The organism is Bacillus sp. FJAT-29814 (assembly GCF_001510715.1).
In the GTDB taxonomy this organism is placed as follows: domain Bacteria; phylum Bacillota; class Bacilli; order Bacillales; family Cytobacillaceae; genus Neobacillus.
Window position 1 is genome coordinate 603,089 of the sequence record NZ_LMTJ01000005.1, and the last position, 14,891, is coordinate 617,979.

Genomic DNA, 14,891 nt, shown 5'->3' on the forward strand with positions numbered 1-14,891 from the left:
CGCAGGCGCGGAACGCGCTGAGGAGGCTTCCCGAACCGCCCGCGGAAAGCGAAGCACCTGGAGCGGAAATCAACAGGCCCCTTAGCAGGGGCAATTTTAATAATATCGGCAATTCATTTTCAATAAAATAAAAAACCTTTCTCGAAAATCTGAAAAGTTGCCATTACAGGCAGCTTTTATTTTTTCAGTAATCATTGAAAAGTCATAGTTTTGTGAAATGGTGCATAGCTTGTCTTAAGAAGAATAAGAAAAGGGTGGTTGGGTGGCATATATTATCGAGAATGCCAATATCCTTAAAAACAAAGGGCTGACAACCAGTTCGTTATTAATTGATGGTGACCGTATCGCAGGAATCAGAAGCAGGTTTAATCGCTATCGACTAATAAAAATGAATTTGGAACCCTTTATTATGAATCCGTCTTATGTCATGCTCAATTCTGTAATCCCCGCGAATGGCTCCTTTCAAGAAATGAAAAAAAGTATGATTGAACAAGTATTAATAAAGGGGTGCACCACCCTGATTACGTATGCAGCCGTTTCTTTTGAAGAAGAGTTGGAAGGAAAAATATCTGAGATGGCCACGGCCCTGATTAGCAGCCCGATTGATTTTATCATTGGGATAAAAATTCCGACTCGGCTGATTACCCCCAGTTTTATCAGAAAATGCAAAAAGGAAAAAATTCCGGCTATATTCGTGGAACTATCAAGCCAAGAAGAAATGACAAAAGTACCATGGGGCTGGATTAGGGACGCGTTATTTCCGTATAATTGTCCGCTAATTCCTATTATTTCCACTGATAAAAAGAAGGAAGCGAAGCCCCTTTTGTCGAAATGGAAAGATATTACGATGAAAGAAAAAATTCCGGCCATTTATGAAGAAGTTGCCGAAAATCAGCCTTTATCCGTTCCTGTATTAAATAAAATTGGCGTTTATCCAAAAAAAGCAAGTCTGATGATTGGCTCGGAATTAAGTTACAATTTGTATCGTAAATCAAGAGAAATCATGAATGTTGATGAACTCGAGTTATTTCATTATCATGGTGATAGACTTGTTTTAACAATACACAAAGGAAAAATAGTCCGTTCCGGAGCAGAGGTTTTATTTAAGCCTGGATTTGGTGAACATGTAAAGGTGCTAACCCCATCCTATTTTTCTTTGTAATTTAATGAATTCGAGGTAACGGTCAATGGACAAAATCGATAGAATTATGGCACTGTTGGAAAACGGCCAACATAAAGAGGCCATAGCTGAATATAATGTTGTATTAAAAAACGGCAAGCCTGAAGAGAAATTCCTGTTGGGAGAGGGATTGTTCCAGTATGGATTCCTTGACGAAGCCAAGGCTCTGGTTGAAAATTTGCTGGCCATATATCCTGAGGAAGGTGAACTGCTTGTCCTGTTGGCAGAGATTTTAATGGAGGCGAGCGAAGAAGAGAAGGCAATCCTTGTCCTAGAACGAATTTCCGAGCAAGATACCCATTATGGCCAGGCATTATTGCTGCTAGCTGACCTATATCAAATGCAGGGGCTTTATGAAGTATGTGAAAGCAAACTGTTGAGGGCAAAGGAACTATTACCCAATGAAATCATTATTGATTTTGCGTTGGGTGAGCTTTACAGTGAACGAGGGGAAATAAGAAAGGCTATGGAAGCGTATGAAAAGGTATTGGAAGAAACAAATGAAATGGCCGGGATTAACATTCATGGGCGGCTTGCAGAACTGTTAAGCTCCTCAGGTGCTTTTGAAGAATCACTGGTTTATTATGATAAGGCACTTGAGGAAAAGCTCGAGATTAATATTTTTTTTGGCTATGCCTTTACTGCACTTCAAGCGGGGTATAATCGCACTGCCATTGAAAAATTTACTGAATTGAAAGAGCTGGACCCTGAATACCACTCGTTATATTTGTATCTTGCTCAGGCCTATGAACGGGAAGAAGAATTGGAAAGCAGTTTACAGGCCGTTCAAGAAGGATTGAAACAGGATGAGTTTAATAAAGATTTATTTTACTATGGTGGAAAAATAGCAATTAAACTGGGGAAAATAACCGAGGCAGAGCAGTATTTACGTGAGTCTCTCGTTTTGGATCCGGGATTTGCCGAAGCAGCCCACGTCCTAAATCAGTTGTTCCTCCAGCAGGAACGTTATGAGGATGTATTGGAATTAATCTCTGAACTGGATGTTATCGAAGATGAAGAGCCGCAGTTTTTATGGGATGCAGCAGTCAGCTGCCACAAGTTGGAGGAATATTCACTCGCATCGGACAAATACGAAAGTGCATATACTTTTTTTAATCATAACGAAGACTTTTTGAACGATTATGGATATTTTTTAATTGAGGAAGGAAAAAAGGGCCGCGCTGCCGAAATTTTTAAACAGCTGCTAAATTTTGATCCAACCAATGACGAATATTTGGATGTGCTTGAACGTTTAACCGATTTGGATGTAAATGATAAATAAAGCTTAAAAAGCTGAATTTGCAGAGGAGGGAAACTTTTATGGCAACCCCTGTTTCTGTCAACGAGAAGAAGGATTTTATTCGCTGGTTTTTAAATCATTATCAATTAAAAAGAAGAGAATGTGTGTGGATTCTCAATTACTTGATGAGTCATGACCAATTGATGGAAAAGGTTCACTTTGTTGAACAGGCACAATATTGCCCGCGCGGTTTGATTATGTCAACCCATTGTGTCGATAAAGTCCCGTTCCGCTTCTATAAGGAAAATGTCATGACGACTGACGCCGAGAAATCCTTTCACGATATCCGCTTAAATCGGGATGAAGACATCTATATCCAATTAAACTTCCATGCCTCCAATCAGGCGCACCAATATGCTGCTGTTCTGGAGGAGAATCCTTATGTTCCAAAACATCTTCAAGTTAACGAGAAGGATGGAATCATTGCCGAGCAATTTCTTCAAGGTAGCATTGATCGTTTTCAACGCGAAAAACTGTTAAAAATGATTGATGAGGCGTTGGATAAACAAGACCGTCAGGCATTCCATATGTTAACGGAGAAATTGAATAACCTGACGAAGGCTGAAAAAAAAGGAAGTTTGCGCTAAGCAAACTTCTTTTTACGTTAGTTTTAAAGAGCACTTTTTCTTTTTAGTTTTTGGAGATAATGATATTATAGTAGGAGTGATATATAAAGGATAGGTGCAAAATATGAAATGGATACCACGAGAGATTGAAACATACCTTTCCGCCAAGGAATATGTCGATACGGCTGTTGTACCCTTATATTCTGTTGACATAGGCGGACAAATGAAAGAATCGGCGGAAGCGGCAGAATTTATAACCTTACTGACAAGTTACCTGGAACGGCAATTTACCGGAAGACTTCTACTATTCCCGCCATTTACATACTTAACTAAAGATGCTGGCGAAGTTGTTTCACAAAAATTGCAAGCATGGGAAACCGAGATTGCGGGTGCAGGATTTAAACATATCTTTTATATTACCTGTGATTTGGAGTGGCGAAACCATGAGGAGGAACTGAATGGTACCGTCATTTGGCTTCCATCTATGCCGTTTGAAGGAATGAATGATTCCCAAAAAGTGACTGTCATTGATCGCCAGGTAAAGCAGCTGCTAGGTCTCTTTACGAAAAAATGGCATGAAAATTCATTAAACAATTCATAATACTTATTTTTAAAATAGTATTGATATTGACCTTGCTGGAAGATTGATATATCATTGTTATGTCCTAGTTTTATATGTGTATATTTATGTCCGCTGGACTTAAATTTATGAACAGAGGGGGGGATAAGCATGAGCAAAGAGCGCGTTTCAAGACGTCAATTCTTAAGCTACACATTAACAGGCGTTGGCGGTTTCATGGCTGCAGGGATGTTAATGCCAATGGTTAGATTTGCTGTTGATCCTGTATTAAGAGCTGAGGAAGGCGGAGATTTCATCGCCACAAGCCAAAAGGTAGCAGACCTGACTGACAAACCAGTACGGGTTGACTTTACCTTTAAGCAAAAGGATGCCTGGTATGAGTCCGAGGTTACTAATACTGCCTGGGTTTATAAGGAAGGGGATAAGATTGTAGCCCTGTCTCCTGTTTGTAAGCATCTGGGCTGTACGGTTAACTGGGGGGGCGATAAAGAGCATCCCGATCAATTCTTCTGCCCGTGTCACTATGGCCGGTATACAAAGGATGGAACAAACGTTAAAGGCACACCGCCTTTAGCACCACTTGATGTATATCCATACAAAGAAAAAGACGGTTTCCTTTATTTAGGTAAAGCTAAACCACGGAAGGAGGCGTAATCATTGTTAAACAAAATTTACGATTGGGTAGATGAACGTTTAGATATTACGCCTATGTGGCGCGATATCGCAGACCATGAGGTACCTGAGCATGTTAACCCTGCACATCATTTTTCAGCGTTTGTATACTGCTTTGGCGGTCTGACTTTCTTCATTACCGTTATTCAAATTCTTTCCGGTATGTTTTTGACCATGTATTATGTACCGGATATCAAAAATGCATGGGAATCAGTATTTTATCTGCAAAACCAGGTTGCTTTCGGACAAATTGTCCGCGGTATGCACCACTGGGGGGCAAGTCTAGTTATTGTAATGATGTTTTTACATACACTACGCGTCTTTTTCCAAGGTGCTTATAAAAAACCTCGTGAACTAAACTGGATTGTCGGAGTACTCATCTTCTTCGTCATGCTAGGATTAGGGTTGACAGGTTACCTGCTTCCATGGGATATGAAAGCGCTATTTGCAACAAAAGTTACACTGCAAATTGTAGAATCAGTTCCTTTTGCGGGTCCTTACCTTAAAACATTAATGGCAGGTCACGAACACATAGTTGGCGCGCAAACTTTATCACGTTTCTTTGCAATCCACGTATTCTTCTTGCCTGCGGTATTATTTGGATTAATGGCTGCACACTTTGTGATGATTCGCAGACAGGGTATTTCAGGACCACTATGATCTAATGATTAGTTGGAATTGTACGATTTTTCTCATTACTGCGGAAAAAGGAGGGGGATTGCTCGATGCATCGCGGTAAAGGTATGAAGTTTGTAGGCGACTCACGTGTAGTGGCGCCTGAATTGCGAAAAAAAATGCTTCCGAAAGACTACTCGGAATACCCTGGTAAAACAGAGGCGTTCTGGCCTAACTTCCTGTTAAAAGAATGGATGGTAGGGGCAGTATTCCTTGTCGGATATTTATGTTTGACTATTGCACATCCAAGCCCGCTTGAAAGAATAGCGGATCCGACTGATACAGGATATATTCCATTACCAGACTGGTATTTCTTATTCTTATATCAATTGCTTAAATATACCTATGCTTCCGGTCCATATACAGTGGTAGGTGCGATGGTTATTCCGGGTCTTGCATTTGGTGCCCTGTTATTGGCGCCGTTTCTTGACCGCGGACCGGAGCGCCGTCCAAGCAAACGACCATTGGCAACGGGATTTATGCTATTGGCGATTGCCGCTATCACCTTTTTAACCTGGCAATCTGTTGCAACTCATGACTGGGAGGCAGCGGAGCGACAAGGGCAAATCGTTGAAAAAGTGGAAGTCGACAAAAGTGCAGAAGGTTACAAGATTGCCAGTGAAAATACATGTCTCACATGTCATGGCGACAGCTTCCAAGGTGGGTCTGCAGGACCTAACTTAACAAATGTTCAGTTAAAACCTGAGGAAATTGCCAAAATCGCTAAAGAAGGTAAAGGCAAAATGCCAGCAGGCGTCTTTAAGGGTGATGACGAACAGCTGAAAAAGCTTTCTGAATTTATTGCAGGCCTTAGCAAAAAATAATCGAGATAAATGTAAACTCGCCGACTGGCGAGTCCGTTAGGACGAAGACAGAGGCGTAGTTGAATTTATGCGACACAAGAAAGTATAAAATTTGTAAAATTTTATACTTTCTTTTTAGCTAAAAAGCTGACGGGTACTCGTCAGCTTTTTTGGTTAAAGGAAGGAGTGTTTATGTGCGCTGGATTTATCCTATTCTTGCGAATCGGTCGATTTTATGGTTATTACTGATTGTTAATATCGCAGGAACCATTTATGGCTATTATTGGTATGGCTGGCAGCTGAAGAAAACCCCAGCCATCTTTTTGCCCTTTGTACCAGACAGTCCAACAGCAAGTCTGTTTTTTGTATTGGTACTGATTGCTTTTTTACTTAAGAAAAACTGGCCGCTGCTAGAAGCGCTGGCGATTGTCACTCTCTTCAAATATGGCATCTGGGCTGTCGTGATGAATATCCTCGTGTTTATTGTCCAGGGGAGCCTGGACCCAGTCGGTTTCATGCTAATTCTCTCACATTTTGCGATGGCTGTGGAGGGGCTGCTTTATGCACCGTTTTATCGGATAAAGATCAAGCATTTACTGATTGCTTCTATTTGGACTTTACATAACGATATCATTGATTACGTTTTTTTCATGTTACCTAGCTATCATATGCTGGACAAGTTTATACCACAGATTGGCTATTTTACGTTCTGGCTATCACTCGTTTCGATTGGAATTGCCTACTACTTAGTCGTGAGGAAAAATCGGTTTAAATTGGAAATTAACTAGATTTGATAGAAATCATGGTCTAACCTTGTCCACCCCTTCATACATTTTATTAGTACCGAAAGGGGGGACAAGGATTGAAATTAAGGCGGTTCCTTTTATTTGCAATGATCTTTTTGCTTATTCCCATCTCAGTAAATGCTCAAACTCAATCACCTATTGAGAGGCTTGATGATATTTCAGATGAGGCTCTCCAGATGGTAAAGTTTCATAGATATGAGGATGCAAAAAAACTGCTCGATTATTTTTCTAATCAATTTAAAACAGTGACAGGTACAGAGCGGAAATTAACCCTTGATGAGGTGAGGATTATAACCACGTCGCATGATGAAGCAATGGAAGCGGCGGTTAGTCCTGACATGAAGCATGAGGAACGAATCAATAAACTGACAAAGTTCCGCCTTGTCATAGATGCCATCACCACCAGCCATCAGCCATTGTGGACCGAAATGGAAGACCAAATTATGATGGCATTCCATCAGGCAAAAGAAGCCGCGGTAAATGGTGATTCAGCCCATTTTCATTCAAACTTTAATACTTTTTTATCCTTATATAATGTCATTTATCCTAGTATGAAAATTGATGTGCCAGTAGAAAATATACAAAGATTAGATGCCCGGATTAAATTTATCGATGAATACCGCTCGCAGGTATTAACTGATTTGGAGGGACAGCAGGAACTGGACAACCTTGATCAGGATTTGAAAAATCTTTTTTCCAATATTGAAGATGATGAAGCGGACCCATCACTATGGTGGGTAATCATTTCAACCGGAAGCATTATTATCGCCACTCTATCGTATGTCGGCTGGAGAAAATACAAGGGTGAAAAAGACATGAGGAAGGATTGGTCTAGAGAGCATAAAGATTGACTCTGGTCTGGCGGCTTTACTAAAATGTTATACAACAAGAGCTCCAAGGAGGTTTCATTATGCTGTTTTTACTTTATTTTGCTGTCATCGTGCTGATACCTTTATGGGCCCAAATGAAAGTAAAAGGCACATTTAGAAAGTATTCCCAGGTCCCTACATCGACACATCGCCGCGGTGCTGAAGTAGCCAGAGAAATATTGAACGCAAACGGGTTGTTTCATGTGGGTGTTGAGGAAGGGCGCGGGTTTTTAAGTGACCATTATGATCCCCGTACAAAAACGGTTCGGTTGTCTCCGGAAAATTATCATGGACATTCGATTGCAGCTGCTGCAGTTGCGGCCCATGAAGTCGGACATGCCATTCAAGACGGTGAAGGATATGCGTTTTTACGGTTTCGCCATGCGCTTGTTCCCGTCGCAAACTTGGGTTCAAATGCTTCATGGATCCTGATTATGTTAGGGATAGTATTTCATGCTAGCGGCATGTTGTTATTAGGAATTATCTTTATGGCGGCAGCCGTCCTATTTCAAGTGGTCACACTGCCGGTTGAATTTAATGCATCAAGCCGCGCAATGGATCAGGTTATTTCACATGGTCTTATTGCCAATCGTGAAGAACGGGAGGCCCGCAAAGTTTTAAACGCAGCAGCCTTGACCTATGTGGCCGCTGCCGCTGTAGCCGTTCTTGAATTGTTAAGACTGGTGTTGATCTTTACAGGAATGAATAGGAGCGAGGACTAAAAAAGACGCAAATTGCGTCTTTTTTTGCTTCTATTCCGTTATCGGCATTTTATTTTCATCAAGGGTAAAGCCTTCGCCAAGAACATCATGGACAATGGAAATCGAGATAAATGCATGAGGGTCGACAGAGGTGATGATCGTTTTTAACCGCATGATTTCATTTTTGGCGACAACACAATACAGAACATCCCGTTCTCTTTTTGTATAGAAACCATAGCTCCTCAGTGCAGTTACGCCGCGATCCATTTCTTCCATGATTTTTTGGGCTATTTGCTCATTTTTTTCAGATATAATCATGGCACCCCGTGCCGAATAGGCTCCTTCTTGAATAAAATCTATCACCTTTGCCCCGACAAAGACAGCCACAAGGGTGTACATCGCCTGTTTATAATTTAGATATGTCAGTAAGGACAAAGTAATGACGCATGCATCAAAAATAAAAAAGGTTTTTCCTATGTTCCAGCCAATAAACTTTTGCACCAATCTGGCGATAATGTCTACACCACCAGTTGTACCGCCGTAACGGAAAATAATCCCGAGGCCAATTCCGGCAAACACACCGGCAAATAATGCAGCAAGAGCCAAATCATGTTCTAGTGGCATTACAATTGAATACCGCTGGAAAATCCATAAAAAAATGGAAACCCCGATCGTTCCAATGATTGTATAGAAAAAAGCATTACGGCCTAACCATTTCCATCCCAGAAAAAATAAAGGGATATTAAGAATCAAGTTGCTATAGGAAGGGTCCCATTTCCACAAGAAATAAAGCAGAAGTGTGATTCCTGTAAATCCTCCTTCCGCAAGCTTGTTTTGCATATTAAAATGAACCAGGCCAAAAGAAAATATGGCAGTACCCAATAATATAAATAAAATATTTTTTATCTTCAGTCCCATTATCACTTAAATTCCCCCCTTTTCCATATTTTTCACATCCACAGCGAAATTAATTATATCGAATAATGTAATGATGGGCAATTGTCGGCAAAAACTTGTCGTTTAATTGAAAACATTTGTAAAACACCTTTTTTTTAGCTAACATGTAAAAGAGAAAAGCTTCGGCTTTAATAGAGAAAAATGGAACAAAATCGATAGTTTTGAGGTGATGCATATGGCGAAAGACGGGAAAACCATGAAACAGCTTCAGTCAGAGGTTGATACATATATAGGTCAATTTAAAGAAGGATATTTTAGCCCTTTGGCCATGCTCGCGCGGCTTACAGAAGAACTTGGCGAGCTGGCAAGGGAAATAAACCACCATTATGGGGAAAAACCAAAGAAGTCTTCTGAGACGGAAAAGGCCATTGAGGAAGAATTGGGGGATCTCCTGTTTGTCGTCATTTGTCTGGCAAATTCCTTACATATTGATTTGGAACAGGCCCATGATCTTGTAATGAACAAATTCAACACTAGAGACAAGGATCGTTGGACAAAAATTGATCAAGAAAGCTAGGAGTGAATAAGTTGGAAACCATTAAAATTATTATTGCCGGTCCTAGGGGGCGTATGGGCAGCGAGGCAGTCAAACTAATAAATAACACAGAACATTTTGAGCTTGTGGGCACTGTCGACTATAAGCACGACGGAATGATGTTGAGCGATTTGCCTGGCTTTCAAACAATCGGAAATGTCCCAATCTATGGCGACATTAAAGACTGCCTCGAAAATGTTACTGCTGATGTGCTGATTGATTTAACCGTGCCTGAAACAGGCATGCGACATGCAAAAACTGCGTTAGAATACAATGTCCGTCCTGTTGTCGGGACAACAGGTTTCACAAAGGAAAATCTAGCTGAGCTTGAACAGGTTTGTCGTGAAAAAGAGCTTGGCTGTATCATTGCGCCCAATTTTGCAATAGGTGCTGTCCTAATGATGAAATTCTCGCAAATGGCCGCAAAATACTTTGCAGATATCGAAATTATTGAACTGCATCATGATCAAAAGCTGGATGCTCCATCTGGAACCGCCGTAAAAACCGCTGAGTTGATTTCCGCAGTCAGGGACCCTAAGAAGCAGGGGCATCCAAATGAAAAGGAAACACTACCGGGCTCTAGAGGTGCTGACATAGATGGGATGCACATTCATTCTGTCCGATTGCCTGGTTTAATTGCCCATCAACAGGTTTTGTTCGGTTCTGATGGACAAACGTTGACGATTCGCCATGATTCCTACAACAGGGGATCGTTTATGTCAGGAGTCAAATTGGCTGTTGAAACGGTTATGAAACAAAATACCTTTGTGTACGGTCTTGAAAATATATTGGAGTAGGAGCCACAAGATGAATATTGCACTAATTGCCCATGATAAAAAGAAAGATGCTTTGGTACAATTCACCATAGCCTATAAGAATATTTTTGCCAAACACAGTTTGTTTGCTACCGGTACAACCGGCAAGCGCATTAGCGAGGCGACCGGTTTAGAGATTACCCGGTTCAATTCGGGGCCGCTCGGTGGAGATCAGGAAATTGGGGCGATGATTGCCAAAAATAAGATGGATGCGATATTCTTTTTTCGCGATCCATTAACAGCCCAGCCGCATGAACCGGACGTTACCGCACTTGTCCGGCTTTGTGATGTCTATTCGATTCCTCTCGCTACCAACATGGGAACAGCCGAGTTATTAATCAGAGGGCTGGATGAGGGACTGCTCGATTGGAGAAATATCGCCAGGGAGAATGGTGATAAGGATGAAAAATAATCAGTTACATATCCTTGCCTTTGGTGCGCATGCGGATGATGTCGAGATCGGCATGGGCGGGACGATTGCCAAATTCGCAGCTGAAGGCAAGCAGATTGGAATTTGTGATTTGACTGATGCCGAGCTTTCATCGAATGGGACGGTATCACTGAGAAAAGAGGAAGCTGCCAGAGCCGCGGCCCTGCTGGGAGTAAGGGTCAGGACCTCATTGGGAATGCCGGATCGGGGCCTGCTTCTGCATGAGGAATATATTAGAAAGATAGCGGGTGTCATTCGTACATATAAGCCAAGTATTGTATTCGCCCCTTATTATGAAGACCGCCATCCTGACCATGGGAATTGCGCCAAGCTGGTAGAAGAGGCGGTCTTTTCGGCCGGAATCAAAAACTTTCAAACCGAAAATGGTTTGGCGGCACATCGGGTAGAACGGGTATATTTTTATATGATTAACGGGTTTCATAAACCGGATTTTACTGTCGATATTTCCGGGTTTATCGCCCCAAAACTGGCTTCCCTGAGGGCCTATAAAAGTCAATTTGAAAAAACGGCCCAAAGTGTCGAGACTCCCCTTGTGAACGGTTATATTGAGACGGTTGAAGCAAGAGAAAGAATGTTTGGCAAACTAGTTGGGGTTAGCTATGCCGAGGGCTTCATAACAAAAGTTCCGATGCTCATAGACCGTGATTTGATAGGAGAATAACGAATGAAAAAACTAAAAATCGGCATTACTTGCTACCCGACCGTTGGCGGGTCAGGGGTAGTGGCCACTGAATTGGGTAAATTGCTGGCGGAAAAGGGCCATGAAATTCATTTTATCTCCTCAAGCATCCCGTTTCGATTAAATAAGATTTATCACAATATCTATTATCATCAGGTTGAGGTCAACCAATATTCCGTCTTTCAATACCCACCGTATGATATAGCTTTAGCGAGCAAAATGGCTGAGGTGGCAAACCGGGAGAAACTAGACATCCTGCACGTCCATTATGCGATTCCACATGCAGTGTGCGCTATACTTGCTAAGCAAATGTCGGGCCGGGATATTAAAATTGTTACGACCTTGCACGGGACGGACATAACCGTATTAGGCTATGACCCATCGTTATCCGAAGCGATTAAATTTGGCATCGAAAAATCCGATGTTGTAACGGCTGTCTCAAACTCTCTGGTGAACCAGACTCATGAACTGATCAATCCCGATAAACAAATTGAAACAGTTTATAATTTTATCGATGACCGCATTTACCGCAAAAGTGACACCGGCCACTTAAAATCAGAATTTGGGATTGCACAACATGAAAAGGTCATTATTCATGTATCGAATTTCCGTCCTGTAAAACGGGTGACTGACGTCGTAAAAACGTTTGCCAACATCGCGGCGGGTATGCCGGCGAAATTGCTTCTCGTTGGAGACGGGCCGGAGATGATAATTGTCTCCAAGCTTGTCCGCAATCTTGGTCTCGAGGGTCGAGTCATTTTCCTCGGGAAACAGGAAAATCTTGAGGAATTGTACTCTATCAGTGATTTAATGCTACTGCTATCCGAAAAAGAAAGCTTTGGTCTTGTCGCCCTCGAGGCGATGGCCTGCGGTGTTCCGTGTATCGGAACTAATGTAGGCGGTATTCCCGAGGTGATTGAGCATGGGGTCACAGGGTATGTTTGTGAGCTAGGAGATATAAACGATTATTCCGATAAGGCGATTTCACTTTTAAATGACACCTCCCTACACGGCCAATTTGCCAATAGGTCCGTTGAGACAGTTAAATCAAAATTTCAGGCCGGCAAAATTGTCGAGCAATATGAAAATCTATATTTCAGTCTGGTTTGAAGGTGAATAGGATGAGAGAGCCGTTTCTATCTGCTGTACCTTTATTGAAAAAATTGGAAGATTCGGGGTATGAGGCTTACTTTGTCGGCGGTTCTGTCAGAGATTATCTGCTGAACAAACAAATAAGCGATGTCGATATCGCAACCTCCGCCACTCCTCATGAAGTAAAACGGATCTTCCCAAGAACTGTTGATGTTGGAATCGAACATGGAACGGTCCTTGTGTTGCATCATCAAAAATCATATGAAATTACTACTTTTAGAACGGACGGGGAATATCAAGATTATCGCAGGCCAACAGAAGTGGCGTTTATCCGAAATCTTGAGGAAGACTTGAAGCGCCGGGATTTTACGATGAATGCAATCGCCATGGACAGGAAGGGTAAGGTATCTGATCCATTCAATGGGCAACAGGATATAAAAGATCAAGTCATTAAGACTGTAGGCTTCGCTGCTGACCGTTTTCGAGAAGATGCCTTACGGATTATGCGGGCAGTCCGGTTTGTAAGCCAGCTCGGTTTTCAGATGGATAGAGAAACCCAATCTGCTCTGTCAACTCTAGGCCCTCTCCTTGAGAAAATCGCTGTAGAACGGAAACGGGCTGAATTTGAAAAATTGCTGATGGGAGCGCATTGGCACAAGGCGGTTACCATCTTACTTGAGTCCGGGCTGAACGATTTTTTGCCGGGACTGGACAAACGAAAGCAGCAGCTTGAAAAATTGCTAAGGTTTGACAGCGATCAACTTAGACTTACTGAAAGGTGGTCATTGCTCATCTTCTGTCTGGAGTTAACGAACTCCCAAATTGAGGCGTTTTTAAGGAATTGGCGGCTGCCTGTAAAGGAAATAAAAGATATAAAGCACATAATGTTTTTCTTAAGAAAAAGGTTGGAGATGGATTGGCCGGTTTATGATCTTTACATGGCCGGAAGAGAAGCTGTTCAATCGGTCGAAAACCTCTACTTTGTCATTAATGGTATAAAGCAGGAAGAATCGGTACATAAATGGATTGCTGTGTACGACAGTCTGCCAATCAAGCAACGCTCAGATTTGGCGGTAACGGGAACTGACTTAAAGGACTGGCTTCATCGCAAACCGGGTCCATGGTTAAAAGACACCATACTTAAGATAGAACACGCTATTTTAAATGGTCAAATCAAAAACGAAAAATCAACGATTAAGGAGTGGCTTTTACAGTGCAGTCAGAAATAAGAAAAAAACTGCTCGATGCTTTTACGAATAGTCAAGATTCCTATTTATCAGGCCAGTATATCGCTGAATTGATTGGCTGCTCAAGGACGGCAGTATGGAAGCATATTGAGGAATTGCGCAAAGAAGGCTTTGAATTGGAGGCGGTCCGAAAGAAAGGTTACCGCATCATCAAAACTCCGGAAAAAATTACGGCGGATGAAATCAGACTGGGACTTGAAACCTCCTTTATCGGCAGAAATATTCATTATGAAGAAACCGTGGACTCGACTCAAAAAATCGCTCATGGGCTCGCCTCTGAGGGTGTACCGGAAGGAACCGTTGTGTTAGCCGAGGAACAGCTATTGGGTAAAGGAAGAATGAACCGAAAATGGCACTCGCCCAAATTTACCGGGGTATGGATGAGTCTTATTCTCAGGCCGAATATTCCCCTGACAAGATCGCCGCAGCTGACATTGTTAACAGCGGTTGCTATTGTTCAGGCGATTGAAGAAGTGACCGAACTTAAACCGGAAATCAAGTGGCCAAACGATATTTTGATTCAAGGCAAGAAAATTACTGGTATCTTAACCGAATTGCAGGCAGAGGCCGACCGGATTCATTCAATCATTATCGGTATTGGTATTAATGTAAATCAACAAGGAGTGGATTTTCCTGAAGAGCTTCGGGAAACGGCGACCTCGCTTTTTATTGAAGCGGGCGGGATTATTTCCCGAGCAGGCCTGATTAGAAGCATATTCAAGCATTTTGAAAAACTATATATGCTATACCTAGAACAGGGTTTTCTCCCGGTAAAGCTCTTATGGGAAAGCTATGCTGTCAGTATCGGAAAAAACTTGAAGGCTCGAACTCTGACCGATGTCATAGAAGGGAAAGCCCTGGGGATAACCGATGATGGGGTGTTGAAAATAGAGGATCAGACCGGTACCATTCATCATGTTTATTCTGCAGATATCGAACTATAATTCAGGAAATTAATTCTTG

Annotated in this window: 18 protein-coding genes; 17 read left to right on the forward strand and 1 reads right to left on the reverse strand. The window is 42.0% G+C overall.

The genetic code is table 11. The features are described from left to right. The first annotated feature begins 262 nt into the window (after positions 1 to 262). From AR334_RS15425 to AR334_RS15470, 10 genes are all read left to right on the forward strand, one after another. Positions 263 to 1,162, forward strand: coding sequence for a hypothetical protein (locus AR334_RS15425; protein ID WP_066312891.1), 900 nt, complete (start codon positions 263 to 265; stop codon positions 1,160 to 1,162). Between the two features lie 25 nt (positions 1,163 to 1,187). Beyond that, complete coding sequence (locus AR334_RS15430; protein ID WP_066312899.1) at positions 1,188 to 2,462, forward strand: lipopolysaccharide assembly protein LapB; 1,275 nt, start codon at positions 1,188 to 1,190, stop codon at positions 2,460 to 2,462. 38 nt (positions 2,463 to 2,500) lie between these two features. Further along, positions 2,501 to 3,067, forward strand: coding sequence for a ReoY family proteolytic degradation factor (locus AR334_RS15435; protein ID WP_066312902.1), 567 nt, complete (start codon positions 2,501 to 2,503; stop codon positions 3,065 to 3,067). 103 nt (positions 3,068 to 3,170) lie between these two features. Next, on the forward strand, positions 3,171 to 3,647 hold the full coding sequence (locus tag AR334_RS15440) for a YpiF family protein (protein ID WP_066312905.1): 477 nt from the start codon (positions 3,171 to 3,173) through the stop codon (positions 3,645 to 3,647). 129 nt (positions 3,648 to 3,776) lie between these two features. After that, positions 3,777 to 4,280, forward strand: coding sequence for a ubiquinol-cytochrome c reductase iron-sulfur subunit (locus AR334_RS15445; protein ID WP_066312908.1), 504 nt, complete (start codon positions 3,777 to 3,779; stop codon positions 4,278 to 4,280). Positions 4,281 to 4,283: 3 nt separating this feature from the next. Next, positions 4,284 to 4,958: a menaquinol-cytochrome c reductase cytochrome b subunit gene (gene qcrB, locus AR334_RS15450; RefSeq protein WP_066312911.1), complete on the forward strand. Its 675-nt coding sequence runs from the start codon at positions 4,284 to 4,286 to the stop codon at positions 4,956 to 4,958. Between the two features lie 65 nt (positions 4,959 to 5,023). Beyond that, positions 5,024 to 5,797, forward strand: coding sequence for a menaquinol-cytochrome c reductase cytochrome b/c subunit (locus AR334_RS15455; protein WP_066312914.1), 774 nt, complete (start codon positions 5,024 to 5,026; stop codon positions 5,795 to 5,797). A 173-nt stretch (positions 5,798 to 5,970) separates the two neighbouring features. Further along, on the forward strand, positions 5,971 to 6,564 hold the full coding sequence (locus tag AR334_RS15460) for a DUF1405 domain-containing protein (protein WP_066312916.1): 594 nt from the start codon (positions 5,971 to 5,973) through the stop codon (positions 6,562 to 6,564). Between the two features lie 74 nt (positions 6,565 to 6,638). Next, positions 6,639 to 7,433, forward strand: coding sequence for a sporulation protein YpjB (gene ypjB / locus AR334_RS15465; protein ID WP_253701300.1), 795 nt, complete (start codon positions 6,639 to 6,641; stop codon positions 7,431 to 7,433). 59 nt (positions 7,434 to 7,492) lie between these two features. Then, positions 7,493 to 8,173 (forward strand): zinc metallopeptidase, encoded by a 681-nt coding sequence (locus AR334_RS15470; protein ID WP_066312927.1) that lies wholly within the window; start codon positions 7,493 to 7,495, stop codon positions 8,171 to 8,173. Between the two features lie 30 nt (positions 8,174 to 8,203). On the opposite strand, the gene AR334_RS15475 is transcribed toward AR334_RS15470, so the two are convergent. Next, positions 8,204 to 9,076, reverse strand: coding sequence for a YitT family protein (locus AR334_RS15475; RefSeq protein WP_156431284.1), 873 nt, complete (start codon positions 9,074 to 9,076; stop codon positions 8,204 to 8,206). A 208-nt stretch (positions 9,077 to 9,284) separates the two neighbouring features. Between AR334_RS15475 and AR334_RS15480 the strand changes: the two genes are divergently transcribed. From AR334_RS15480 to AR334_RS15510, 7 genes are read left to right on the forward strand one after another with little or no spacing between them, the layout of a single operon-like run. Beyond that, a complete protein-coding gene (locus AR334_RS15480) occupies positions 9,285 to 9,626 on the forward strand; it encodes a nucleotide pyrophosphohydrolase (protein ID WP_066312930.1) in 342 nt (113 codons plus the stop codon). A gap of 11 nt (positions 9,627 to 9,637) precedes the next feature. Continuing rightward, positions 9,638 to 10,441: a 4-hydroxy-tetrahydrodipicolinate reductase gene (gene dapB / locus AR334_RS15485; protein WP_066312932.1), complete on the forward strand. Its 804-nt coding sequence runs from the start codon at positions 9,638 to 9,640 to the stop codon at positions 10,439 to 10,441. Positions 10,442 to 10,451: 10 nt separating this feature from the next. Beyond that, complete coding sequence (gene mgsA, locus AR334_RS15490) at positions 10,452 to 10,871, forward strand: methylglyoxal synthase (protein ID WP_066312934.1); 420 nt, start codon at positions 10,452 to 10,454, stop codon at positions 10,869 to 10,871. Next, complete coding sequence (gene bshB1 / locus AR334_RS15495; protein ID WP_066312936.1) at positions 10,861 to 11,571, forward strand: bacillithiol biosynthesis deacetylase BshB1; 711 nt, start codon at positions 10,861 to 10,863, stop codon at positions 11,569 to 11,571. Before mgsA ends, bshB1 begins: the two co-directional genes overlap by 11 nt. Positions 11,572 to 11,574: 3 nt before the next feature. Then, the gene (gene bshA, locus AR334_RS15500; RefSeq protein WP_066312938.1) at positions 11,575 to 12,699 is read left to right on the forward strand and encodes an N-acetyl-alpha-D-glucosaminyl L-malate synthase BshA; all 1,125 of its coding nucleotides are present in this window, start codon (positions 11,575 to 11,577) and stop codon (positions 12,697 to 12,699) included. 11 nt (positions 12,700 to 12,710) lie between these two features. Further along, positions 12,711 to 13,910 carry a CCA tRNA nucleotidyltransferase gene (locus AR334_RS15505; RefSeq protein ID WP_066312942.1) on the forward strand — a complete coding sequence of 400 codons (1,200 nt, stop codon included), beginning with the start codon at positions 12,711 to 12,713 and terminating at the stop codon, positions 13,908 to 13,910. Beyond that, positions 13,895 to 14,872: a biotin--[acetyl-CoA-carboxylase] ligase gene (locus AR334_RS15510; RefSeq protein ID WP_066312945.1), complete on the forward strand. Its 978-nt coding sequence runs from the start codon at positions 13,895 to 13,897 to the stop codon at positions 14,870 to 14,872. The genes AR334_RS15505 and AR334_RS15510 overlap by 16 nt, the downstream gene beginning before the upstream one ends. Positions 14,873 to 14,891: the final 19 nt, after the last annotated feature.

Coding starts and splice junctions, on each gene's coding strand:
- AR334_RS15430 (WP_066312899.1), top strand. CDS start 1,188: ATGGACAAAATCGATAGAATTATGGCACTGTTGGAAAACGGCCAACAT.
- AR334_RS15435 (WP_066312902.1), top strand. CDS start 2,501: ATGGCAACCCCTGTTTCTGTCAACGAGAAGAAGGATTTTATTCGCTGG.
- AR334_RS15440 (WP_066312905.1), top strand. CDS start 3,171: ATGAAATGGATACCACGAGAGATTGAAACATACCTTTCCGCCAAGGAA.
- AR334_RS15445 (WP_066312908.1), top strand. CDS start 3,777: ATGAGCAAAGAGCGCGTTTCAAGACGTCAATTCTTAAGCTACACATTA.
- AR334_RS15455 (WP_066312914.1), top strand. CDS start 5,024: ATGCATCGCGGTAAAGGTATGAAGTTTGTAGGCGACTCACGTGTAGTG.
- AR334_RS15470 (WP_066312927.1), top strand. CDS start 7,493: ATGCTGTTTTTACTTTATTTTGCTGTCATCGTGCTGATACCTTTATGG.
- AR334_RS15480 (WP_066312930.1), top strand. CDS start 9,285: ATGGCGAAAGACGGGAAAACCATGAAACAGCTTCAGTCAGAGGTTGAT.
- mgsA (WP_066312934.1), top strand. CDS start 10,452: ATGAATATTGCACTAATTGCCCATGATAAAAAGAAAGATGCTTTGGTA.
- bshB1 (WP_066312936.1), top strand. CDS start 10,861: ATGAAAAATAATCAGTTACATATCCTTGCCTTTGGTGCGCATGCGGAT.
- bshA (WP_066312938.1), top strand. CDS start 11,575: ATGAAAAAACTAAAAATCGGCATTACTTGCTACCCGACCGTTGGCGGG.
- AR334_RS15505 (WP_066312942.1), top strand. CDS start 12,711: ATGAGAGAGCCGTTTCTATCTGCTGTACCTTTATTGAAAAAATTGGAA.